At 32.7% G+C, this 21,691-nt stretch carries 19 protein-coding genes and 1 CRISPR repeat array (1 of these 20 running past the window's edge); of the genes, 6 read left to right on the forward strand and 13 right to left on the reverse strand.

Annotated elements, in window-relative coordinates; translation table 11 throughout:
* A CRISPR array of direct repeats spans window positions 1–1,063; the repeat unit is 36 nt; unit sequence GTTGTGGTTTGATTAAAGATTAGAAAACACGATATT; it begins 1,120 nt to the left of the window's first position.
* Window positions 1,064–1,167: 104 nt separating this feature from the next.
* The 4 genes from cas2 to QLS71_RS14810 form a co-directional block, all read right to left on the reverse strand.
* Window positions 1,168–1,497: a CRISPR-associated endonuclease Cas2 gene (gene cas2, locus QLS71_RS14795; RefSeq protein ID WP_308993801.1), complete on the reverse strand. Its 330-nt coding sequence runs from the start codon at window positions 1,495–1,497 to the stop codon at window positions 1,168–1,170.
* Window positions 1,488–2,372: a type II CRISPR-associated endonuclease Cas1 gene (gene cas1 / locus QLS71_RS14800; protein ID WP_308993800.1), complete on the reverse strand. Its 885-nt coding sequence runs from the start codon at window positions 2,370–2,372 to the stop codon at window positions 1,488–1,490. The genes cas2 and cas1 overlap by 10 nt, the downstream gene beginning before the upstream one ends.
* A gap of 536 nt (window positions 2,373–2,908) precedes the next feature.
* Window positions 2,909–3,247 (reverse strand): hypothetical protein, encoded by a 339-nt coding sequence (locus tag QLS71_RS14805; RefSeq protein WP_308993799.1) that lies wholly within the window; start codon window positions 3,245–3,247, stop codon window positions 2,909–2,911.
* Window positions 3,247–4,410, reverse strand: a complete 1,164-nt coding sequence (locus tag QLS71_RS14810) for a HEPN domain-containing protein (RefSeq protein ID WP_308993798.1) — start codon at window positions 4,408–4,410, stop codon at window positions 3,247–3,249. Before QLS71_RS14810 ends, QLS71_RS14805 begins: the two co-directional genes overlap by 1 nt.
* Window positions 4,411–4,604: 194 nt before the next feature.
* Here QLS71_RS14810 and QLS71_RS14815 point away from each other — a divergent pair, with 194 nt between their 5' ends.
* The 3 genes from QLS71_RS14815 (at window position 4,605) to QLS71_RS14825 (ending at window position 5,703) form a co-directional block, all read left to right on the forward strand.
* Window positions 4,605–4,823 (forward strand): helix-turn-helix transcriptional regulator, encoded by a 219-nt coding sequence (locus tag QLS71_RS14815; RefSeq protein WP_308993797.1) that lies wholly within the window; start codon window positions 4,605–4,607, stop codon window positions 4,821–4,823.
* A 280-nt stretch (window positions 4,824–5,103) separates the two neighbouring features.
* A complete protein-coding gene (locus tag QLS71_RS14820; RefSeq protein WP_308993796.1) occupies window positions 5,104–5,427 on the forward strand; it encodes a hypothetical protein in 324 nt (107 codons plus the stop codon).
* A 3-nt stretch (window positions 5,428–5,430) separates the two neighbouring features.
* Window positions 5,431–5,703 (forward strand): nucleotidyl transferase AbiEii/AbiGii toxin family protein, encoded by a 273-nt coding sequence (locus tag QLS71_RS14825; protein ID WP_308993795.1) that lies wholly within the window; start codon window positions 5,431–5,433, stop codon window positions 5,701–5,703.
* A gap of 665 nt (window positions 5,704–6,368) precedes the next feature.
* Here the strand turns inward: QLS71_RS14825 and QLS71_RS14830 are convergent.
* The 3 genes from QLS71_RS14830 to QLS71_RS14840 all read right to left on the reverse strand — a co-directional run bounded on the left by QLS71_RS14830 (window position 6,369) and on the right by QLS71_RS14840 (window position 13,429).
* Window positions 6,369–8,942, reverse strand: a complete 2,574-nt coding sequence (locus QLS71_RS14830; RefSeq protein WP_308993794.1) for a prolyl oligopeptidase family serine peptidase — start codon at window positions 8,940–8,942, stop codon at window positions 6,369–6,371.
* A 686-nt stretch (window positions 8,943–9,628) separates the two neighbouring features.
* Complete coding sequence (locus QLS71_RS14835; protein WP_308993793.1) at window positions 9,629–10,954, reverse strand: OmpA family protein; 1,326 nt, start codon at window positions 10,952–10,954, stop codon at window positions 9,629–9,631.
* A gap of 9 nt (window positions 10,955–10,963) precedes the next feature.
* Window positions 10,964–13,429, reverse strand: coding sequence for a PKD domain-containing protein (locus QLS71_RS14840; protein WP_308993792.1), 2,466 nt, complete (start codon window positions 13,427–13,429; stop codon window positions 10,964–10,966).
* A 273-nt stretch (window positions 13,430–13,702) separates the two neighbouring features.
* Here QLS71_RS14840 and QLS71_RS14845 point away from each other — a divergent pair, with 273 nt between their 5' ends.
* From QLS71_RS14845 to QLS71_RS14855, 3 genes are all read left to right on the forward strand, one after another.
* The gene (locus QLS71_RS14845) at window positions 13,703–13,897 is read left to right on the forward strand and encodes a hypothetical protein (protein WP_308993791.1); all 195 of its coding nucleotides are present in this window, start codon (window positions 13,703–13,705) and stop codon (window positions 13,895–13,897) included.
* Window positions 13,898–14,191, forward strand: coding sequence for a HipA domain-containing protein (locus tag QLS71_RS14850; protein WP_308993790.1), 294 nt, complete (start codon window positions 13,898–13,900; stop codon window positions 14,189–14,191).
* Window positions 14,192–14,682: 491 nt separating this feature from the next.
* The gene (locus tag QLS71_RS14855) at window positions 14,683–16,239 is read left to right on the forward strand and encodes an NAD(P)H-hydrate dehydratase (RefSeq protein WP_308993789.1); all 1,557 of its coding nucleotides are present in this window, start codon (window positions 14,683–14,685) and stop codon (window positions 16,237–16,239) included.
* A gap of 106 nt (window positions 16,240–16,345) precedes the next feature.
* Here the strand turns inward: QLS71_RS14855 and QLS71_RS14860 are convergent, their stop codons facing one another.
* The 6 genes from QLS71_RS14860 to QLS71_RS14885 form a co-directional block, all read right to left on the reverse strand.
* Window positions 16,346–17,377, reverse strand: a complete 1,032-nt coding sequence (locus QLS71_RS14860) for a redoxin family protein (protein ID WP_308993788.1) — start codon at window positions 17,375–17,377, stop codon at window positions 16,346–16,348.
* An 80-nt stretch (window positions 17,378–17,457) separates the two neighbouring features.
* The gene (locus QLS71_RS14865; RefSeq protein WP_308993787.1) at window positions 17,458–18,312 is read right to left on the reverse strand and encodes a substrate-binding domain-containing protein; all 855 of its coding nucleotides are present in this window, start codon (window positions 18,310–18,312) and stop codon (window positions 17,458–17,460) included.
* A 12-nt stretch (window positions 18,313–18,324) separates the two neighbouring features.
* Complete coding sequence (locus QLS71_RS14870; RefSeq protein ID WP_308993786.1) at window positions 18,325–19,194, reverse strand: nucleoside phosphorylase; 870 nt, start codon at window positions 19,192–19,194, stop codon at window positions 18,325–18,327.
* The gene (locus QLS71_RS14875) at window positions 19,184–20,125 is read right to left on the reverse strand and encodes a DUF1835 domain-containing protein (protein WP_308993785.1); all 942 of its coding nucleotides are present in this window, start codon (window positions 20,123–20,125) and stop codon (window positions 19,184–19,186) included. Before QLS71_RS14875 ends, QLS71_RS14870 begins: the two co-directional genes overlap by 11 nt.
* Window positions 20,126–20,128: 3 nt before the next feature.
* Window positions 20,129–20,458: a translation initiation factor gene (locus QLS71_RS14880; RefSeq protein ID WP_308993784.1), complete on the reverse strand. Its 330-nt coding sequence runs from the start codon at window positions 20,456–20,458 to the stop codon at window positions 20,129–20,131.
* Between the two features lie 77 nt (window positions 20,459–20,535).
* Window positions 20,536–21,486 carry a 2-oxoglutarate and iron-dependent oxygenase domain-containing protein gene (locus QLS71_RS14885; protein ID WP_308993783.1) on the reverse strand — a complete coding sequence of 317 codons (951 nt, stop codon included), beginning with the start codon at window positions 21,484–21,486 and terminating at the stop codon, window positions 20,536–20,538.
* Window positions 21,487–21,691 lie beyond the last annotated feature (205 nt).

Here is a 21,691-nt window from a genome sequence, read left to right on the forward strand (position 1 = left end):
TGTGGTTTGATTAAAGATTAGAAAACACGATATTCATCGCCCGTTGTGCCACCTGCTACTACAGTTGTGGTTTGATTAAAGATTAGAAAACACGATATTTTATCTCACCTAGTTCAAGAGAAGCTTTAAGTTGTGGTTTGATTAAAGATTAGAAAACACGATATTGATATGCAACAACATTTAAATATTGAATTTGTTGTGGTTTGATTAAAGATTAGAAAACACGATATTTAATGTCGGTAGTTAAGGCTTGCGAAGATGTTGTGGTTTGATTAAAGATTAGAAAACACGATATTTTAATAGCATGTCTTGTAAACCAACGCCTGTTGTGGTTTGATTAAAGATTAGAAAACACGATATTAAACCCTTTTTTATCTAACGGAGGCACTAGTTGTGGTTTGATTAAAGATTAGAAAACACGATATTATCTCTTCTAAATCTGTACCGACTAAAACAGTTGTGGTTTGATTAAAGATTAGAAAACACGATATTGTCGTAGAAACCGAAGAATGAACTCGTACAGTTGTGGTTTGATTAAAGATTAGAAAACACGATATTTGCAGGATTCAATATTCTAGCCCACACCGCGTTGTGGTTTGATTAAAGATTAGAAAACACGATATTTCACGTATTAATTGGCGTTGCACCAACGGTGTTGTGGTTTGATTAAAGATTAGAAAACACGATATTGTGTGTGTGTGTGTGTGTGTGTGTTGTGGTTTGATTAAAGATTAGAAAACACGATATTTCGATAAGATAGCCCTTATCGTCTGTGAGGTTGTGGTTTGATTAAAGATTAGAAAACACGATATTACCAATGGAAAGCCTATAACACCCAACTCGTTGTGGTTTGATTAAAGATTAGAAAACACGATATTAATACGTTGGCAACAATGCCTTACTGTCTAGTTGTGGTTTGATTAAAGATTAGAAAACACGATATTCAGCATTTAAACTAACTAATCCTTCTACCGTTGTGGTTTGATTAAAGATTAGAAAACACGATATTGTGTGTGTGTGTGTGTGTGTTGTGGTTTGATTAAAGATTAGAAAACACGATATTAGTTGGTTTGTTATCTTCTAGTATTCAGTGAAATAAGATGATATATCGTTTAAAAAAATGCTTCTTTTTTGCAATAATAAGGTAAGATTGAGGCATTTTTTGGTTTAAAACAATTCTAATTGTGTTGGTAGTGGCTCTTTGGGTACTTCTGCACGTCCCCAAAAGTTCATAATATTACCAAATTGCTTATCGGTTATTCTTAATATACTCACTTTTCCAAACGGCGGAAGTAATTTCTTAATTCGTTTTTCGTGTGCATCGGCGCTTTCACTGCTTGCACAATGGCGCATGTATACCGAGTACTGCATCATATTGAAACCATCTTTCATAATATTTTTTCTAAAACCCGCAGCATTTTTACGGTCTTTGGCAGTATCGGTTGGTAAATCAAAAAAAACAAATAACCACATAATTCTATACCCATTTAGTTCCATAATTTTGGATATTTTATTTTCTTGCGTTTGCCACTATAGCACTGTTGTAAAGAGCTTGCTGTTTTTTGAAGTCCCACCATTAATGGGCTTTTTTCGTCTTTAAAATATACGGTTCTAGTGAGTGTTTCTAATAAAATAGATTTTATTTCGGTGTTTAGTTCTTGTTCATCATAATGTTGCATGATGTGGTGTACAGCTTCATCTACAATAGGCCTAAAGGGTTCCATGATGTTATCTGCCAAAGCAAAAGCATTGTATTTACTTTTATGATGTATGCCTAATGTGTTTAATAACCCACTACCAGATAATGCTCTGGCCGTTGCTGCTCTTAATATAGCATAGCCGTAGTTTAAAAAATTATTTGGATAGTTGCCATATCGCTCTCTTTTAAAATCTATTTCAAAAAAAGATTTCCAATAAAAATTAGCTGCTACACCTTCCATGTTTGAGGTGTCTCCACTTAAAACCTTACTTGATAAATATTCAAATTTGTTTTTGGATTTAGTTATTGTTTCGAGTAATTGCCCTTGATTTCTGATTTTTTCTATAACTGTTTGTTGCCATAACTGCTTTTTTAATGGGGTGCTAGCTTCAATTTGAGTTTTAAATATTTCTTGTTGTATGTGATGGCTATTTAGGTTTAACATCATGCCATTTGGAAGATGTTTGTCATCACATATTATACAAGCGCAATTATTATTAATTAATTTATTTAGAGCGGGAATACTAATATAAGTTTCATTATGATCGATTAATATAAAACCTATGTCTTCAATTGGTATTGTTGTGTTTCTATTTTCAGAGGCGATTACAAGTTGCTCATTTTTGGTAGTAATTGAGCACTTATTTGTGAAAAAAAGCGTTTTTTTAATCATAGTTAATTATTAAATAATTTAAAAACGGACTCATTATTGGGTACATGGAATAATTAAATTTAGTATTTATTGTTGAAAATTCGTATGATAAATTGAATTAATTTCTTAATCACTTTTCATAAATAGAAAAAGGAGTTTGAAAATAGACTTTATTCGTTTAGGAAAATGAACAAATAATAATAGTTAAAGCAAAAGTAAAAGGACTAAAATAAATTCTTTGAGAGTGGCTTTATATTTTGAAAAACTCCCCTTCATCAAACGGTAATAATTTATTGACTAGCTCTAAGGTTTTGCGAATATCCAAACCGTGGTTTTTGATATGAGGTTGACAAAAGGAATCACCTTGCGTTTCCAATATACTAACATGGATTAGGGCTTCAATAGTGGTGAAATAAATCTAAGTAAGCTTCAAACTGTAAATACTTGGCCTTAAATTTACCCTTTTGAATGTCGGAAGGTTGTAAAGTGTCTCATTTATACTTAGCAGATTTTACCAAGCTTTCAAGTGCTCTTCTTTTTGTTTTCGTAGTTTCAGGTTATTGTTTTTTGAGTTCTTTTTCAGAAAGGATTTCGGTAATTTTATCCAAGCAGAACATCTGGTCATGAGGTAATAGGTCGATAACCATTTCCAATACTTTGGTTACGCTGGTTATGGGGGTCTTATTACTGTGCTTGGGATAAACGAACGTGCCATTGCCGTCTAGTGTGTAATAGCACACTTCCAAGAGTGCAGAAATACAGCTTGTTAGGTCCTCATGGTCGGACACCTCAAAACCGATAGACTTTCTTGTCCTGTTCCCATAGGATTCCGTACTTAGCCCAGGGAAGTTTTTAATGTGCTTCTTTATTGCCTTTAATTTCTTTTTTTCTTTCATCAGCTGTTTGTTTCTGGTTCTAAAATTAAATCTCGAATAACATCTAAAAGTTCCATTTCATTATGGGGTATCATATCCAAGATATACCCTAAAACTTCTTTGATGTTATGTTCTGGATTGGGAATGGAATGTGTGGAACAGTAGTCTGTCTCCATGGCTATGATGCAAAGCTTTAACAGATTTGAAATCATAAAAGAAGTGTCTAAATAGCCTTCTGTAACAAGTCCATTGGTATATTGTCCTTTTTTAAAAGGATTTGGTTTTAAAGATGAAAAGTCCTTTTTGGACAGGGATTTCATAAAGTTCAATAATTCTGTGTCTTTTGGTATAGAACTTTGTCGTTTGGGAACTTTGATTTCATTAACATTGTTTAATTCAAGACTACAGGCCTCCCATTTATTTTTAAACAATGCCGTAGCCAATGCTTCCATTTTATTGGCTTTCTCTACTATTTTATGGATTTGTTCTAGATTGATATGGTAATTGTTTTCATAGCGTGTGGTTATATAAGCATCATCCAACAATTTTAAAAGGTGTTGTTCTTCCTCTATTTCTGTATCGAAAAGATTACCCAATGCCGGAGCAAATGGTTTTATATAGGTTTGCAGTTCTTTGATGCTATGGCTTTTACGCTCTTTTCCCATTGTAAAAAGCGCTACATACCGAAACCACAGTTCTATGTATTGGTGCAACATAAAAGTAGCTTGAGAAAGATTGTTTTTTTCGATAAAGAAAAGAGCAGCATCTAAAAATGCTGTCATTTTATTGTGTTCTTTGTCGAAAGTGGATTGTATATTTTTTAGTGTGTTTTCGGATATTTGGTATTTATAAAAGCTATCCAGTTCTTTATTAGAATTCTGATAGATTAGCTTCTCCCAAGTGCCACCATGAATAAAGAATAAGTTTTCTTCTTTAAGTTGTTGCTGGGCATATTCAAAAGAAAATATTCGGTAAAAAAAATCCGTTTCTTCTTGAAATATTTTAGCAACCATACTAGATAACTCATGGGTTAAGGAAGAACAGTTTCCTTGTAGTATTACAATTAATAAAGGTTTTAAGAAATCTTCTTTTTCAATTCTAGTTTTATAGACATATTTAATTTCTAAAAGAGATTTTAGTTTAATTATAATCTGTTCTTGTTTAGTGTGAATTTTATCATCCATCGCAATCATTTTTTAATTATCTCAATTGATTTCAGTTACTTAAATATTTACTATTGGTATCTATTATTTATACAAGTGTATTAAAAATCGATACTAATGTATTTAAAATAAATCCAAATTCAAAACAAAAGTGTAATCATTTTATACAAGAGTGTATACTTTCTATATTTATGTAATCAAAAGAGATATTTATTATGACTAATCTAGGATTATATTTAACTAAAAAATCTATAAATAAAGCGGAGGTTGCAAGAAGAACTGGGATAAGTAAATCTCGTTTGAGCCAATTGAGTGGAAATGATTCAACCAAACTTCGTGCAGATGAACTTTATTTAATTGCTTTGGCCATTGATGTTGATCCAGGGGAATTGTTAAAGGAAGTGTACAAAGATCTAAAGCTACTTAAAGAATAATATTAAAAAATGGATTTAAGGTGCTAAAATGTGTATTAAATAATAGGTTATTAATAAAAGCAAGCTCAAGATTCATTAATATCCTTGATACGAGACATATTTTGGGTTTTAAAAATCCCTAATAATATTGTGGTATAGTAATTTTTATTATTTCAACCAGTTAACATTTATAGATAAATATTAAATTGATAAGTAATTATTAATGGTATAGATATTGCGTTAAATAATTAAAGTAATGTTTTAACACCTAGTCAATTAAATACTATTTTATATATTTGTAGTGTACTTAATAGTATATAAAGAAGATAAAGAAGTTTTGAAAACAAAAGTAAACATAGCCAATATAGTTCCAAAAAAAGTATTTTGGGATATGGATGTTAACAAATTATCTGTTAAAAAAGATAAAGAAGTTATCATCCCAAGAATGCTATTGGCTACTAACGAGAAAACTTTTCAAGAAGATATTGCTTCTGTTGAGGAAGTATATACTGCTAATGAAATATATTCAGTACTTAAAAATACTAAAGAACGTATAAGTAACCAAATATGTAGAATGGTTGCTGCTCGTTATAATAAACCTACTTTTTTACGCTATAAGTTTTAACAAATGAGTACAGTTTCCCCAGTACTCCTTAACACAATCAAAGAATTACAGCAACTTTCTGGATTATCGCAATTTGCATTGGCAGGAGGTACAAATTTGGCTATCCGGTTTGGTCATAGAGAATCTCAAGACATTGATTTATTTTGTTCTGAAATTGTTGGTATTAAACATTTAGAGCAAATAGAAAAAGAAGTAGTCGATTTTTATGGTGAAAAGAATATATCAAGTATTGACTATCCAGCTGTAGGGCGGCAAATAAAGATATTTATGATTTAAATTTTATTACTGAGCATATTTCATTAGCAGAATTATTTGAAGGATTAAAAGCTAAAAAGGAAAAGTTCAATAAAAAAGAACATCAAAACATCTTTGATTTAGATGATGAAGGTTGTCCTACCCAAGATCCTTACCTATTATTAAAATTTGATGGTAAAGTATCTCAAAGCAAAATTAAGCCCATGCACTCTAACGTGTAAAAAACGGTTAAAGTGAACCACTAAAAACGGAAATTACTGAACCACTTAAAAACTCATTTTAGCCTAAGCTGTAAAAGAATTTGCAATAATTTTACTATGCTCACTTTTATCCGCCGCAGGTGGCTCATTTTGTCCGCTCTATCCACTTCCTGTTTAACTCTTGATTTTAAGATGTTTAACATTAAAAATGTTCCTAATTTTTCCCCTTTATTAATCTTTGATTAAGAAAATTAAATAGTATTTTTACTCCTTGATTTTTTTTAGGGTTTCATACAAGTACTAATGCTCTATTAACTTAGTAAAACATTAAAATGAGGATGCCAACATGAAGTTTCTCATCGTTAATTCGTGTTTTAATGTATCTTCAGCTTGGTTTATCCCAAAATTCCTTAAGTGTACTTTTTGCAACCATGCGTTTCATGGGTCTAATTATAAAACAAATACCAAAAAATAAATCTTAATTTTTTATTTCCACTCAAAATCTCCATTTTCTATCGTCCAATCATTACCAAAAAATCCCGCATATTTAACAGCACCGGCCCCTTGGTTTAACAAATTGCTGTCAAACAGAATCACATCAGGAAAAGTTGTTCCATTAACTAAATAATGATTGGCATAAGCGGCTTTCATTCCCATTTCTCCTGTGGCGGTAATGACGCCGATAGTCGCCACATCACTATCCTTTCTAGGTACTGTAAAATATAGTCCCCATTGGTTTCCTGATAGTGTTTTTTCGCCAATACGCACTTTATTGTTATTAACCTGAATTGGACTCTCGTTCAAAAGAAGTTTCCAAGCGGTGTTATTGTCTTTATTTCCATAAACGATAATATTTCTATCGGCGTATTTTTCTAGGGAAAAGTCTGTGTCTTTAATCATTTCAACATGGCCATTGGCACGGTAATAAAATGTTTCAGCATCAAATAGGGCTTTATGGTAATACCAATCGTTCTCTATAGTAGAACCTTTAGTTGCATAAACAAAAACCACATTATTTCTAAAGGCATCTTTGAATCCCCCATTTCTATGGGGACCTTTTTCTCTTAAGGATGGCATAGAGGTAGTGATCCATTTTTGTTTATCCTTTTTGAAGAAATTTTTAAGGTTAGAAGACACTTTGAAGGTATCGCCGTCAAGAGTAATTTCATTTATAGTTTCGGTTAATTTTGATAAATCGACTTCCAGTAATGCAACGTTATTTGTGGTAATATTGAAACCTTTTTCTTTAGAGAAATCAAAAGAACTGACCTCAAAAGGCTTTTCTTGTTGATAAATGGTCATAAAATGAGAGGTGGCAGAAACTCCTGGAGATCCCGTAAAAAATTCTAATTTCTTAACGACTGAATCTTTAGGAATAGTGCGCTGTTTAAAAAAGTCGAAAATTGGTTGCCAATCTACACTGTGGTTACCATACCAGTGTGTACCCTCAGGATACTCATAATACGTAAAGTCATTATGGAATTTACCCAGACGTTCTCTCATTTCCCTTGCAATAGCAGTAGGAACCACATTATCTTTTTCGCCATGTAAAACATAGACACCGCTTTGTAAATAATTGCGTTCTAATTTTAAGGTTCTACTAGGTGTACCTGCTCGTTCAATAATGTTTTGCAGAGGCGTATTAACGGGTTCCAACTTCATGCGCTCCACACTTTTTGTTGAAATGCCTCTTTCCTCTAATTGTTCCGGTGTCATTTCCAACACTGCTTTGGAAAATCCATCGCGATACGCCAATAAATCAGGGTAACCTGCACAAGGCGCCATTGCGGCAAATTTGTCGGGATATGTAGCTCCCAAGTACCAAGTACCGTGCCCTCCCATAGAGTGTCCAGTGAGGTAAATTTTGCTTTCATCAGGTTTATAGATGTTTTTTGCATCTTTCAATACTTCTAAAGCATCCAATCGGCCCCAGTCTTCCCAAGCAAATCCGAACGGACGGCGGTTGGTGGGCGCAATCAGAGTGCCCCAATCTTTCTGGGCATAAGCATTGGCTTGATTCACAGCTTCAACTGATGCGCCATGTACAGATAAAAATAGAGCTTGTGACGCTTCTTTAGTTGTTGATGGTGCCACGCTATAATATTGCACGCTTCCATCTATATCGCTAATAAACGTTTTTTTGTGATGTTTGTATTTTGATTTTATCTCTAAGGTTACTGTTTGATTGTGTAAAGTCGTTCCTTTTTTGTCTTTTAGGTTTAATTTTAAGTCAACACTTTCTTTTGAGACATCCATGGAGTTTGAAGTAAAAGAAAACGGAACTTTTTGTACTGATAAAGGTGGAATGTTGGCCATGATCGTATTAGTAGTATGCTCCGCTAATTTGGCTTCAATAATGGCTTCCTTTATCCAGTTTTCAGTTGCATTTACCACTCTAACTGCGCCTTTGTATGCTTTGTTTTCTTCCTGCAGAATATGGGGCATGGTCATATCCCTTGATGTAAATTGTACACCAGTTGCAGGCGTGATCAATCTAGCTCTGATTCGGGGGAAACGACCTACTTTTAGTACAAAAATATTCTCTCCTTTTTTTAGTTTTATAGGAATAAGACTGTAACCAAAATCATAGTGGTCACCTTCATGAGGGAAACCGTTGATTAAAGCAATAGAATGCCCTGAGGCTTCAAAAAGTACAATTTGTTCTGAATTGGAGGTATAGGATAGATATACATAAGCCGACCTTAAATGACTACCAGAAAAACTGCTCGTACTATCAATTTTTATGGATTGCCATTGTATAGGATTTCCTAAAAAGTCTATATCAAAAGTAAATTCTTTGGTAGCTCTATAGTGCTTATCAGTTAGAAAACGATTAAAAACTGGGTCGTTAGGAAAAGAGGAGGATTCGAAGCCAAGATTCTGCATTTGTAATGCCCATCCAGTATTAAAAACATGCAACACATTACCTTCACCAACGTCATTGATTTTTTCTTTTCCGAAGTATTCAACGATATTACCCGTTTTTTGGGCATTAATAGTAGAGGAAGAAATACCTAAGAGGAGTACAATTATAAAGAATAGTTTAAAACTGTTATACATCGTATCTGGATTTTTTAAAGTTATTTACCTCCAATTATAAACATTACCGTGTGATTTTATAATATTATTAGACCAAGGACAATTCTACGTCGGCTAAGGGGGAAAATAATACATACTTGTTTGGTTTGATGGTGAAAGCATAAAGGCGAAAATAATTGGAAAAAAATACACAGATTTTAAGAAATATACCAAATAGAATATTCCAGACCTCGAAGTTTTACTAACTTCATCTGCAGGTCGTATTGCATATCGTTTCCTTCCTAAAAAGTCCTCAATTAAATATCAGACCATACGAACTAATCAACTAACTATTTTTTAATTGAACTCAGGTTCTAAGGAAATTATTCAGGCATTTGGGAATTGAATTTAAACATAAGTAAGTATTAATACGACTCAAAAAAGAAGTTTAAAAAAAGCTAAAATCTAGACTATTGGAATTTATTTAGGTAATAAAAAGGTTCCATTATACGTACATGAAACAGCATTTGTTTCCCATTTGCGTCTTAAAATAAAGAAGAGGCTGTCTTAAAAGTTTTATTCTGGGTGATATTGAGCTTGTCGAAGTATTTAAACTTCTTGATAATCCATATCGGTTTCGACAAGCTCAACCAGACAAAGTAAATAAAATACACTTTTAAGACAGCCTCTTCTTTTTATAATAATTCTTTTTAAAGAGGTTCTAAAACCTATTCATTATTTGTTAAAACGCTCATAGAAACTCTTCTGTTTTGTGCTCTATTTTCATGAGATGTATTAGGGGTTAGAGGGGAAGCTTCACCCTCGGAAGCTACTTTCATTCGATTGGTAGCGACACCTTGCTTGTTTAAATATTCTGCAACGGATGCTGCTCGAGCTAATCCTATTTTTTTATTGGTTTTTTTACTTCCTAAATTACAGGTGTAACCTGTTATATTTAATGTTGCTTTTTCATTTTTTACTAATAAAACAGCCATTTTATTTAACCTGTTTTCTAAGTTAGCAGGTATTGTTGTTTCTTCAAAAACTCCAAATATTAATGGTTTTTCAATGAATGCGATATCTTCTGAAGTTAGACCTGTAGGTTTTTGTATTTCTTCTGTAGGTGTTGCTGCTATAGGTTCTTTTTCTTCAATGGGAGTAGGGATTACGATTTCTTCAGGCATATTGTTTTCCTCTACCAGTTCTTCTTTTTTATTTTTTTCTTTAAAATTGATACCCCATTTAATCTGAATGCCTGCCGATAAATACTTGCTGTGTTTTACGGTATTATTGGCAGCTAGAATACCATTAGCTGCTATATTATCTAACCCGTTAGGGCTATAGGTTACTAAGTTTTTTGTAGAATTATGATCTTGTAAATCCGTTAAACCATAATCGGCATAAACACCTGTGTATAATTTTGAGCCTTTTTTTAAGGAGAAGCTAAGTCCGCTTTCCATACTTAATAAAACAGATGGTTTTAAAGAGACACTGCTTTCATCATCCCAGTTGTTTAAAAGGCCAAAACCATGATTTGGTAAATCGTCTATCTCTAAATTTAAATCAGGATAATAAGCACTTGTAGCTATTGTTGCTGAACTGGCTGAAATTTTTTGATGGGCTGGTATTAAAAATTTACCACCAAACCCGATATAAAATCCTGTGTTGTTAGAGATTACTGTTCGGTATTGAAGCATTAATGGTATGGCTACAGACAAAAAGGATTGGTCTTCTTTATAACCTGTTGTTTTTACATTGTAGAAAAAGGCAGAACCTAAATCGTCTATGTTTGAAGTTGAAATAACTTCATTTGCATTTAATTTATATTGGTTTTGATTATAACTAACATCTACACCCGTTACCACTCCCCAATGATTATTTAAAAAATAGGTATAGCCAACGCCTAAACCTCCTCCAAAACCTATTTTACCTTCTCCATTTAAATCATCGTATAAAATACCTGAAAGGCCACCATTCATTTTTAATGTAAACTCTTGTGTATAGCCTATAGCTGTATAAAATAAAGACAGAGCTATGATTATTTTTAATTTCATGTATATGTTTTAATGAATTAATATGTTTGTTGTTTTACGATCTCCGTTAGCTAAATTCAAAGCTAAAATATACACCCCTGCTGTTGTGGGTGCTCTAAGCTCTAAGGATGTATTATTTACTGTTTGCGTACTGATTAGATTGCCTTTCATATCAAAGAGTTTTATTATCGCATCCTTTAATGTTGAAGGATCAAAATCTAAATCAACCCTAAATAAGGCTCCTGATTGTATTGGGTTAGGAATGACTGTTATTTTTCTTAAAAAATTTGATACCACTAGGTCTAAGGCACATGTTTGTATAACTTCACCACTTATGGTTGTCGCTTTTACATAATAACTGCCTTCTAAATTAGCATTGCTATAGTAAGGTTTGGTGGCTCCTGCAATAACTACATCATTTTTATACCATTGCCAGGAAACAAATTTATTATCATAGTTATCAAAAACTAATACGTCATCCCAGTGTTTGCGAATCAAACCTGGTTTGCTAGCAATAACTGTTTTAATATTTGTACTTCCTGTTAAATCTTGACTACAAAAAGGCGATTCAGGGTAGCTAACTTCTATCAACTTATACGTTGTGTTCTCAGATAACAATCCTGTAGAAATAGATGCTTCACCATAATTATTTAGAGTTATTGTTTTAGTATTGGCTTCATTTATTGAATACGTAATAACTGTATTTGGTGTTCCTTCAAAATAAACAGCACCTGTGTTATTAAAACAAACAGCATCATCTACTTCAATAAGCGCTGTTGGTAATTTTTTTATAAGAACATCTACTGGTTTTATATCAGAACACTTTCCATTGATACTTTTAATATAATAGGTGCCACTTACATCGATTGATGTTGGATTAGAAATGGAAACAGTAGCTGCTAAATCGTTCCAATAAGTCAATATTCCATTTCCAGTACTACCATTTGTAATAGCAGACGCAGTGATATCCACCGTATCAAATTCACAAACAGGAGCCGGATTTGTTATCATTAAATTTACTGGTTCTATAATCACAGATTGATTTTGAGTTGCTGTGTTTTTTCCATCGGTATACGTCCAAACGACCGTTGTAGAAGTTGTAATAGGAAAGGTGGTCGTTGTTGTTCCAGTAACGGTTCCTATACAATTATCAGTAGCTATTGGAGCTGCAATACTTGTTAGTTCACATTGCGCTGTTATGGTTGGTAATGTTGCAACATCTGGTAGAGGCGCCATAGTATCATCAATAACCACCGATTGGTTTTGAGTTATTGTATTATCACCATCGGTATACGACCAAACTACTGTTGTTGATGCAGTAATAGGAAATGTTATAGTAGCTGTTCCTATAACGGTTCCTATACAATTATCCGTAGCTATTGGAGCTGTAATACTTGTTAGTTCACATTGAGCTGTTATGGTTGGTAATGTTGCAACATCTGGTAGAGGCGCCATAGTATCGTCAATAACCACTGATTGGTTTTGAGTTATAGTATTTGTACCATCAGTATACGACCAAACTACAGTTGTGGAAGCTGTAATAGGAAACGTTGTGGTGGTGGTTCCTGTAACGGTTCCCTTGCAATTATCTGTAGCTGTAGGAGCTGTAATATTTGTTACTTCACATTGCGCTGTTATGGTTGGTAATGCTGCTACATCTACTACAGGAGCTAAAGCATCTGAGGTGTCAACAAAAGCCGTTTTTGTTATGGTGCGACTACAACCATCTAAATCTTCTACTTTTAAACTTACATTAAAAACGCCTACTGTTGTATAAGTGTGGCTAACATTTCCATTAGCAGTACTAGTGATTCCATCTCCAAAATCCCACTCAACAGAAATTGGCGGAGCTCCGTATGTTGTTTCATTAACAAAATTAATAGTTAAAGGTTGACAGCCCGTTGTAGGATCTGTTGTAGAAAAATTAGGATTCGGACCTGTAACTTGTATTAAATTAGAACGAGTGGACCTATTAGTATTCCCAAAATCATCCGTGATTTTTAAAGCTACGGTATAAATTCCGCTGTTTTGATACACATGCGTTGGATTTTGTGCTGTTGAGGTTTCACCATCTCCAAAATCCCACTCCCAATTAGTAATAGGTGCTCCGTTAGCTGTAGAAGTATCTGTAAAATTGATAGTTAAAGGGCCGCAACCAAAATTATCAGACACAGATAAATCAGCTTGAGGATCAGATATACGTACTGTTTTAATAATACTATCATCGTGACCATTGATAGTATCCTGAACATATAGCCTAACATCAAATTCACCTGTAGCCGTATAGGTATGACTAGGATTTTTTACTTTAGAGGTTCCTCCATCTCCAAAAGTCCATCTCCATAAATCTGGTTTTGTAGATTGATCTGTAAAAGAAACAGTCTGAGGTACACCACTTCCTAAGGTTGGGTTTGCTAAAAAATCTGCTATAACAGTTTGGCAATAAGATTGTATTTGAAACAAACAAAAAAGAAAAATAAGTAGACGTAATTTCATATTTAATTCGATTTATTTAGAATGCAAAATTACAACACCCAAAAAGGTTGTAAAATACGTAGACCTACGTACAAATAGTGACAATAGTTTTAAGAAGAAAGAGTACTATTTTTTTGTGCCCATAACACTAAAGCATGTTGCCTAATTGTAAGATACAGAAATACGTTAATCTGAAAAAAGAAGTAAATAAAAGCAAACTCAATATGCAGTAATAGCCTTAAAAGGCTATAGATTTTAGCATAGGAGTAGATTTCCACCATTACTCCTTTACTAATGCATGAATCTCCTGCAAGCAATGTTGATGCAAACGCGTTGTTTACTGAAAATAGAAAACGTATGTCTATTTCTGGAGTACAGGAAAAATTCTCTGTTTTGTTAGAGAAGAATAAGATTAGATTAATAAAGGAAGGAGCACAAGGGGAGTTTATTTTAAAACCAATAGCTAATGTAGGGAAGAACACAGATTAAATGCCAGCTAATGAATATTTGACCATGCAAATAGCACAGCAGATTTTTAGAATTGAAACTGCCGAAAATGCTTTAAGGTTTTTTAAAAATGGAGATCCAGCATATATTACTAAACGTTTTGATTTAAAAGAAGATGGCAGTAAACGGGCGCAAGAAGATTTTGCTACATTAGCAGGTAGAGCACCTCAAACACATGGAGAAGATTTTAAATATTTTTCTTTAATAGAAACCCCGTTAGGAGATTATAGGTTAAATCCTGTATATGATTTATTAAATAGTAGAATTCATATATAAGACAAGGATTTTGCACTGTATGACGGACTTTTACCTCCCAGAGAAACCAAAGGAAAAATTAAAGAGCAATTTTTTAGATTAGGAGAATTAGCCGGTATTCCTGAAAAACAGATAAAGAAAATAATTAAAAATATTACAACTCATGAAGACAAGGTGCTGTCTCTTATCAATGACTCATATCTTAATGAAAAAACAAAATGGAATTATGCCCAAGCTTATCAAACTAGATTGAAAAAGTTATTAAGAGGTTAACTTTTTATGGGAATTACTTTTTTTGTCTCCCATTTACATCTCAAACCTTTTAATAATACTTTCGGTCAATTTTACTCAAAATTATTCTAACGGTCGTATATGATATGTGTTTAAACACCTCACTTAGCAAATAACAACTGAATAGGATTTAATGAAGGATTTTTATATTTTATAAAACAGACGGTTTGATTTAAAATATAAAAATGCGTAATATTAGTGTTGATTAGAAACCACTTTACATGAAAATATTCTCTAAAGAACAAATCTACGAAGGCGATAAACTAACCGTAGAGCGTCAAAATATATCATCAACCGATTTAATGGAGCGTGCTGGAGCCCAAATTTTTAAATGGATGCACATACGTTTGCAAGGTGCACAAGTACCCATTCATATATTTTGTGGTATAGGTAACAATGGTGGCGATGGTTTGGTTTTGGCAAGACATTTAATCTTAGATGGCTACAATGTTAAAATTTATGTAGTGAATTGTAGTGATAAACGTTCTAAAGATTTTTTAATTAATTATGATAGAATTAAAAACGTCACAAAACATTGGCCAACCCTTTTAAGTTGTAAAGAAGATTTTCCTGAAATACATGCTGAAGATATTATTGTAGATGCCATTTTTGGAATTGGGTTAAATAGACCTGTAGATAATTGGGTAAAAGATTTATTTATTCATTTTAAGAAAACAAAGGCTTTTACATTATCTATTGATATTCCTTCTGGGTTACAAATTGATGGTGTTACAAAAGATGAGGACGCTGTTGTTTGGGCAGGTTATACCTTGAGTTTTGTAGTGCCTAAATTAGTATTCTTTTTACCCGAAACCGCAAAATACACTATACACTGGGAAGTTTTGGACATTGGGTTAGATGTTAATTTTTTATCTGAAACTTCTGCAGAAGCCGAATTAATAGGGAAGCATGAAGTATTACCATTATATATTCCCAGAGATAAATTTTCTCATAAAGGCCAATTTGGCCACAGTTTAATTATTGGAGGTAGCTATGGTAAAATAGGGGCTGTGATTTTAGCTAGTAGAGCAGCGTTATCATCGGGAGCAGGTTTAGTTTCTGCATATGTTCCCAAATGTGGCTATATACCTTTACAATCCTCATTTCCAGAAGCGATGGTTATTACTGATACAAATGATGAAAAGATAATTAACATGGACTTCAATATAAAACCAACAGTTATTGGTTTAGGCGTAGGAATAGGAACCGATGCTGAGACTATTAAAGCCGTAGAAGGTTTTTTAAAGAAGAATAAAACACCACTTGTTATTGATGCTGATGGGATTAATATACTGGCACAAAAGAAAACCTTATTAAAATTACTGCCAAAACAAACTATTTTAACACCTCACCCAAAAGAGTTAGAACGTTTAATAGGAAAATGGACAGATGATTTTGATAAATTAGAGAAGGTTAAAACTTATTCTAAAAAGTACAATCTAATAATCGTAATAAAAGGTGCTAATACTATTACCGTATTTCAAGATAAACTCTATGTGAATTCAACTGGAAACCCAGGTTTAGCAACTGCTGGAAGTGGCGATGTGTTAACTGGAATTATTACTGGTTTAATCTCTCAAGGGTATCATCCACTAAATGCAAGTGTTTTTGGGGTTTATTTGCATGGGAAATCGGGCGACATTGCTATTGAGGATTATGGGTATCAAAGTTTAATTGCAAGTCATATTATTGATTATTTAGGTGAAGCTTATAAAGATTTATTTAAACAGCCAGAACAACCACAAGCACAAGAGGAAGCGGTTGATAATAAAAAGTAATGTTCTTTTATTAAAAAAAGCCACGAATATACTCATAATTAATAATCGTATACTTGTGGCTAAGTTCTAATATAAAAAAGGATATGTGTACTAAAAGTTAAAACTTTTAAATATTTAATGATGTAAACAATTCTGTTAGTTCAGAGCTGGAAGGTCTTGGAGCATCTGGAGTTACAATATTCCCATTTGGGTCTATTAAAATAAATCTTGGAATCCCTTGAATTTTGTAATCTAAAACAAACTGTGATTGCCATCCGTTTGGTGCAAATAATTGTACGCCACTTAATTCTTTATCAGCTATCATTGCTTTCCAATTCTCACGAGCTTTATCCCAAGAACCACCATGACTTCTATCGTCATCTATAGACAAACTAACAAATTGAATTTTTTTTCCGTGATATTTTTTTTCTAAAGCTTTTAAAGACGGAATTTCAACTTTACAAGGGCCACACCACGTTGCCCATACATCTACATAAACATAATTACCTTTTAAATCGGATAAGGATGTTTTTCCACCTTTATAATTCTCATAATTATCAAAAGTTGGTGAAGGAGATCCTTCTTTCAACTCTGTTTTTAATGCCATAGATTCTGCTAAATATCCTTTATAATAATTTAGCATAGGTTCTATATTTTTAGATAAATTATTGATTATAGATGAGTCTATGTCTTTATTTGCATCATAAAACTCGGTTAATTTTGTTTTAATTTCACTGAATTTTGATTCTAACCCAGCCATATCTGAATTACTTAATGCATCCAAATCTATAAGTTGTTCTTGCATTAAGCGGTTTTTAGCTAAAAAGTTACTGTGTTCAGCACCTGTTCCGGTATATTTTACAGTTTCATCAAATTGTTTTGTGTCTAAAGTAATGTGGATATCAAAACCTTTTTTTAGAAATAAGTATGTTGATTCGTTACCATCATAAAAATTATAAACACCTGTTTCAACTTTTAATGTATCGCTAAAAGTACCATCGGTATTTACTTTAATCGTTTTAGAAAATGTGCGTGATCTCACTACAACCGAGTCACTACTTTTGTCGGTAATTTTTCCAGACAATGTAACATAGTCTTTCGGGACTTCTTTACAAGCTATTAAAACTATGGCAATAGTTAATAAAAGTAATTTTTTCATGTATTTATTTTAGTTTTTGAATCTCAAAAGTAAATATTTAATAATTTTTATGCTTTATTTTTGATAAATATTAACATTTTTTAAAGCTTGTATGTCAACTTTTCATAGGAAACTATTTCTGGAATAATGTTTAAAGCATGTAATTCTTTTTGAATGGTAGTGACTGTTTTTTTATCAATTAGACTTTGCGACCATTCTGTAATACCTAACCATTCTTGTACATCTGGTAATTGTTGTTCATAACGATTTGCAACAGTTCTGTCTATACTAGGTATGTCCTTAAACTCTGAGGTTGTATTGTTTATGATTTTTAAAATAGCTTTTAAATCTTCTTTATTAGATTCGATAAAATCTTCTCTCACAGCAATTACAAAACAAGGCCAAGGCGTAGGGCAGTTGCCTATTCTTCTAAACGTACCGTTATCAACAAGAGGTTTGGTGGTGAATTTTTCCCACATAAAATAATCGGCAGTTCCATTTGTTAATCCTTCAATGGCACCGTTTAAATCGTTTATAATTTCAAAATTCAATTCGTTTTTTAAATCCCAACCATTATTTTCAGCATTTATATAAGCCATTAAATGCGACCCAGAACCATATCTACTTATGGCAGCTTTGGTTCCTTTTAAATCTTCAATCGTTTTATAGGGTGAATTATTTGCCACATGAATGCCCCAATTTAAAGGTGTTTGTACAAAAGTTTGAACAATTTTACTGGGGTTGCCATCAATAATATCTTTTATAATACCTTCGGTAAGAATGACGGCCATATCGATTTCTTTATTTCGAAGCGCTTTACACATGGCTCCAGTGCCATCTGGATAATCTTGCCAGCGTAAATTGATGTTTTCCTCTTTATATTCGCCGTTTTTTAAAGTTAAATACCAAGCCAAATTAAAATGTTCTGGTACCCCACCAATGTTTACTTGTTTCATGAAATGAATAATTTATTCAATAATTTTATAGAGAGTATAAGTTATTAAATTTTCAACAACTTGCATAGGGTTTTTACTAAATGTTCCATGAGCTCTATTAGCAATAATAGCATTCAATGAAATGGCATGATGCCCTAAAAGTTTAGATAATCCATAAATAGCAGACGTTTCCATTTCAAGATTTGTAATTCGTAAACCATTAAAATTAAAGCTTTCCATTTTTTCATTTAGCATTTCATTTTTAACAGCTAAACGCAATATGCGACCCTGTGGCCCATAGAACCCACATGCTGTGGCTGTTACCCCCTTAAACGTTACTTCACTTTCAAACTTTTCTTCTAGTAATGTACTGTTTTTTACTAAGAGAGGTCGTGCTTTATTTGGATGCCAATTGGTATGATTTATAAAAGCAGTTTCCATTTTTACATCGCAAATGGACTTTGTTTTGTAGAAATTCAACATACCATTAAGGTCTAAAGCATGCGTGTTTAAAACAAAAGTATCTACAGGGATATCGGTTTGTAAAGAACCAGATGTTCCAATTCTAATGATTTCAAGCCTTGTTAATTCGGTCTTTGGTTGTCTTGTTTTTAAATCAATATTAAAAAGTGCATCCAATTCATTTAAAACAATGTCTATATTATCAGATCCAATACCTGTTGAAATAACTGATAATCGTGTTCCTTTAAAAGTGCCAGTATGGGTTTTAAATTCACGTTTTTGTGTTTTAAAATCAATGGTGTCAAAGTGTTTTGAAACTTGTTCCACTCGGTCTTGATCGCCTACAAAAATGATGGTTTTAGCAACATGTTCAGGCTTTAAATTTAGATGATAAACGCTACCATCTGGATTTAGTATAAGTTCTGATTCGTTAATGGGCATTGTAAATGGTTTTAATTAATTTATTTTCTTTTTTATTGAATTGAAAATCGAATTTATTAACTCCACCAAACATCATGGCATTATCAATTTCCAAAGCGAAATTATGTTGTCCAATGAGAGCCTCGTGTCCTTTTCGATTTAATTTTATAAGGTTTTTTTCTTCAGTAAAAAACAGACTCAATTTTTCTATAATTCTAGAAATTTGTAAATCGCTATAGCCATAATAGCCTTGATAATTAAGAGCATATCCTAGTAAATGATGTCTGGATTTTATAACGGAATCTCTGAGTATTTCTAAAATATTCCTTTCCATTACATTTAAACCATCTTTTGTTTCAGGAAATCGTTCTAGGTGGGCTTTTAAGCAATTACTTAAATATTTGAACGATGATTTTTTAACAATAAGAGGCTTTAGTAAGTTATGATCTTTTCCGCAGTAAATATGCCATGCATAAGTAGCAATATCTATATCTTCTGGTGTAAGCTTTATTTTGTCACGAAAATGTTTTAATAATTGGCCAGAATTAAGCTCTGATAAGCCTTTTAAATTTTTATTTCTTTCAACTTTTCCGCTGCAAACCAAGTGGAGTGGTAGGTTGATTTTTTTTTGTTGAATAAGACTTATTACAGCTATCATGTTAATGTGGCAAAACAAATCGTATTCAAACCAAAGAATTATTTCGGAATATTTTTCAGAATGGTTGAGCTTATCTAGTTCTAGTTCAATCTCTGTTGTAGCTAAATCAATATCGTAAAAATTGCTAAAAAAATCTTTTCTAAGTTTTGAAAATTCTTTAGAATACACTTTTTCGACGGTAGGACCTTCACAAAGCATTTCTTGCCAAGTCAGTATGGTTCCATCAATATTTAATTCATTAAGACGGTTGGTTAAAATGGAACCATTGGTGATATGAAGCGAATGGGTGCTCATACATTAACCGCCAACACGTTTCACGTTAAACCCTTTGTCTTTTAGCATGTTCATAATCGTATCACGATAATCACCTTGGATAATAATTTTATCGTCTTTAAAACTACCACCAACGCTTAGTTTGGTTTTAATTTCTTTTGCTAAAATTTTAAAATCTTCGGTAGCTCCAGTATAACCTTCCAAAATGGTTATGGGTTTGCCTTTACGTTTTTCGTATTTACAAATTATAGGGTCGTCTTGCATCCAAATTTTTGAGGTGTTTTCAGAACGATCTATAGATTCTTCCTTTACATGGTCTGGAAAGAGATTTTTTAATTGATCTTGTAAATCCATATTTTTAAATATTCAGTTTAGGTCTCAGTTGTAGTTTTACTCCGTATTGAACAGGAATTTGGACTGTAACTATGAACTTATTTTTTTATAAGTCCTAATTCAATTAATCGTTCTGTTAAAAATTCGCCAGCAGTAATAGCATCGAAGGCTTTTGGATTGTTTTCATCTATACAACCTTCTAACACATCTAATTTCATATCGCTAATAGGGTGCATGAAAAAAGGAATGGAATAGCGCGAGGTTCCCCAAAGTTCACGTGGCGGATTAATAACACGATGAATGGTAGATTTTAGTTTGTTGTTAGTGTGTCTAGACAACATGTCGCCCACGTTTATCATTAACTCATCAGGTTCAGCAATGGCATCAATCCATTCACCTTTGTGGTTCTGAACTTGTAATCCTCTGCCTTGGGCGCCCATGAGCAATGTAATCAAATTGATGTCTCCATGTGCAGCTGCTCGAACAGCTTCCTTGGGTTCTTCTGTAATTGGCGGGTAATGTATGGGTCTTAAAATAGAATTTCCGTTGTGTATGTAATTATCAAAATAGGTTTCTTCTAAGTTTAAATACAACGCCAAAGCACGCAATACATATTTGGCCGTTTTTTCGAGCATTTTATAAGTTTCTTTACCTACTTTATTAAATTCGGGTAACTCTTCAACGATAACGTTTTCTGGGTATTCTGTTTCTAATTTCGGGTTGTTTTCTACATATTGTCCAAAGTGCCAAAACTCTTTTAAATCGCCTTCTTTTTTACCTTTAGCACTTTCTTTTCCGAAGGAAACATAACCGCGTTGCCCGCCAATACCAGGTATTTCATACTTACGCTTTGTTTCTGTAGGTAAATTAAAAAAATTCTTTACTTCACTATATAGAGTTTCAACTAAGGCATCATTTAAAAAATGTCCTTTCAGTGCAACAAACCCTATATCTTCGTATGCTTTTCCAATAGCATCTACAAATTGTTGTTTCTTAGTAGCATCCCCCGAGATAAAATCACTTAAATCTACACTTGGTATTGTATTCATAAGGAATCATTTAATTTGTTCTATAACAAATGTACAAAAACATTGTATAGATTTAAACAATGCCATTGAGATTACTTAGCAACCTAAAGCGTTTTTTTTCTTCTAAATGAATAGCCTATTTATTGGAGATATGGGAACTACTAAAAATGTTCATTTTAAAGAAGGATAGTAGCTGTGTTAAATTAAATAGTATTGAGGTATATTT

The organism is Mariniflexile litorale (assembly GCF_031128465.2).
In the GTDB taxonomy this organism is placed as follows: domain Bacteria; phylum Bacteroidota; class Bacteroidia; order Flavobacteriales; family Flavobacteriaceae; genus Mariniflexile; species Mariniflexile litorale.

What these genes read in the sequence shown, in the direction of transcription:
- QLS71_RS14875 (WP_308993785.1), bottom strand. Translation starts at nt 20,125, where the DNA reads ATGAGCACCCATTCGCTTCATATCACCAATGGTTCCATTTTAACCAAC.
- QLS71_RS14825 (WP_308993795.1), top strand. Translation starts at nt 5,431, where the DNA reads ATGAGTACAGTTTCCCCAGTACTCCTTAACACAATCAAAGAATTACAG.
- cas1 (WP_308993800.1), bottom strand. Translation starts at nt 2,372, where the DNA reads ATGATTAAAAAAACGCTTTTTTTCACAAATAAGTGCTCAATTACTACC.
- QLS71_RS14850 (WP_308993790.1), top strand. Translation starts at nt 13,898, where the DNA reads ATGCCAGCTAATGAATATTTGACCATGCAAATAGCACAGCAGATTTTT.
- QLS71_RS14885 (WP_308993783.1), bottom strand. Translation starts at nt 21,486, where the DNA reads ATGAATACAATACCAAGTGTAGATTTAAGTGATTTTATCTCGGGGGAT.
- QLS71_RS14865 (WP_308993787.1), bottom strand. Translation starts at nt 18,312, where the DNA reads ATGAAACAAGTAAACATTGGTGGGGTACCAGAACATTTTAATTTGGCT.
- QLS71_RS14880 (WP_308993784.1), bottom strand. Translation starts at nt 20,458, where the DNA reads ATGGATTTACAAGATCAATTAAAAAATCTCTTTCCAGACCATGTAAAG.
- QLS71_RS14835 (WP_308993793.1), bottom strand. Translation starts at nt 10,954, where the DNA reads ATGAAATTAAAAATAATCATAGCTCTGTCTTTATTTTATACAGCTATA.
- QLS71_RS14805 (WP_308993799.1), bottom strand. Translation starts at nt 3,247, where the DNA reads ATGAAAGAAAAAAAGAAATTAAAGGCAATAAAGAAGCACATTAAAAAC.
- QLS71_RS14830 (WP_308993794.1), bottom strand. Translation starts at nt 8,942, where the DNA reads ATGTATAACAGTTTTAAACTATTCTTTATAATTGTACTCCTCTTAGGT.
- QLS71_RS14810 (WP_308993798.1), bottom strand. Translation starts at nt 4,410, where the DNA reads ATGGATGATAAAATTCACACTAAACAAGAACAGATTATAATTAAACTA.
- QLS71_RS14845 (WP_308993791.1), top strand. Translation starts at nt 13,703, where the DNA reads ATGCATGAATCTCCTGCAAGCAATGTTGATGCAAACGCGTTGTTTACT.
- QLS71_RS14840 (WP_308993792.1), bottom strand. Translation starts at nt 13,429, where the DNA reads ATGAAATTACGTCTACTTATTTTTCTTTTTTGTTTGTTTCAAATACAA.
- QLS71_RS14870 (WP_308993786.1), bottom strand. Translation starts at nt 19,194, where the DNA reads ATGCCCATTAACGAATCAGAACTTATACTAAATCCAGATGGTAGCGTT.
- cas2 (WP_308993801.1), bottom strand. Translation starts at nt 1,497, where the DNA reads ATGGAACTAAATGGGTATAGAATTATGTGGTTATTTGTTTTTTTTGAT.
- QLS71_RS14860 (WP_308993788.1), bottom strand. Translation starts at nt 17,377, where the DNA reads ATGAAAAAATTACTTTTATTAACTATTGCCATAGTTTTAATAGCTTGT.
- QLS71_RS14815 (WP_308993797.1), top strand. Translation starts at nt 4,605, where the DNA reads ATGACTAATCTAGGATTATATTTAACTAAAAAATCTATAAATAAAGCG.
- QLS71_RS14855 (WP_308993789.1), top strand. Translation starts at nt 14,683, where the DNA reads ATGAAAATATTCTCTAAAGAACAAATCTACGAAGGCGATAAACTAACC.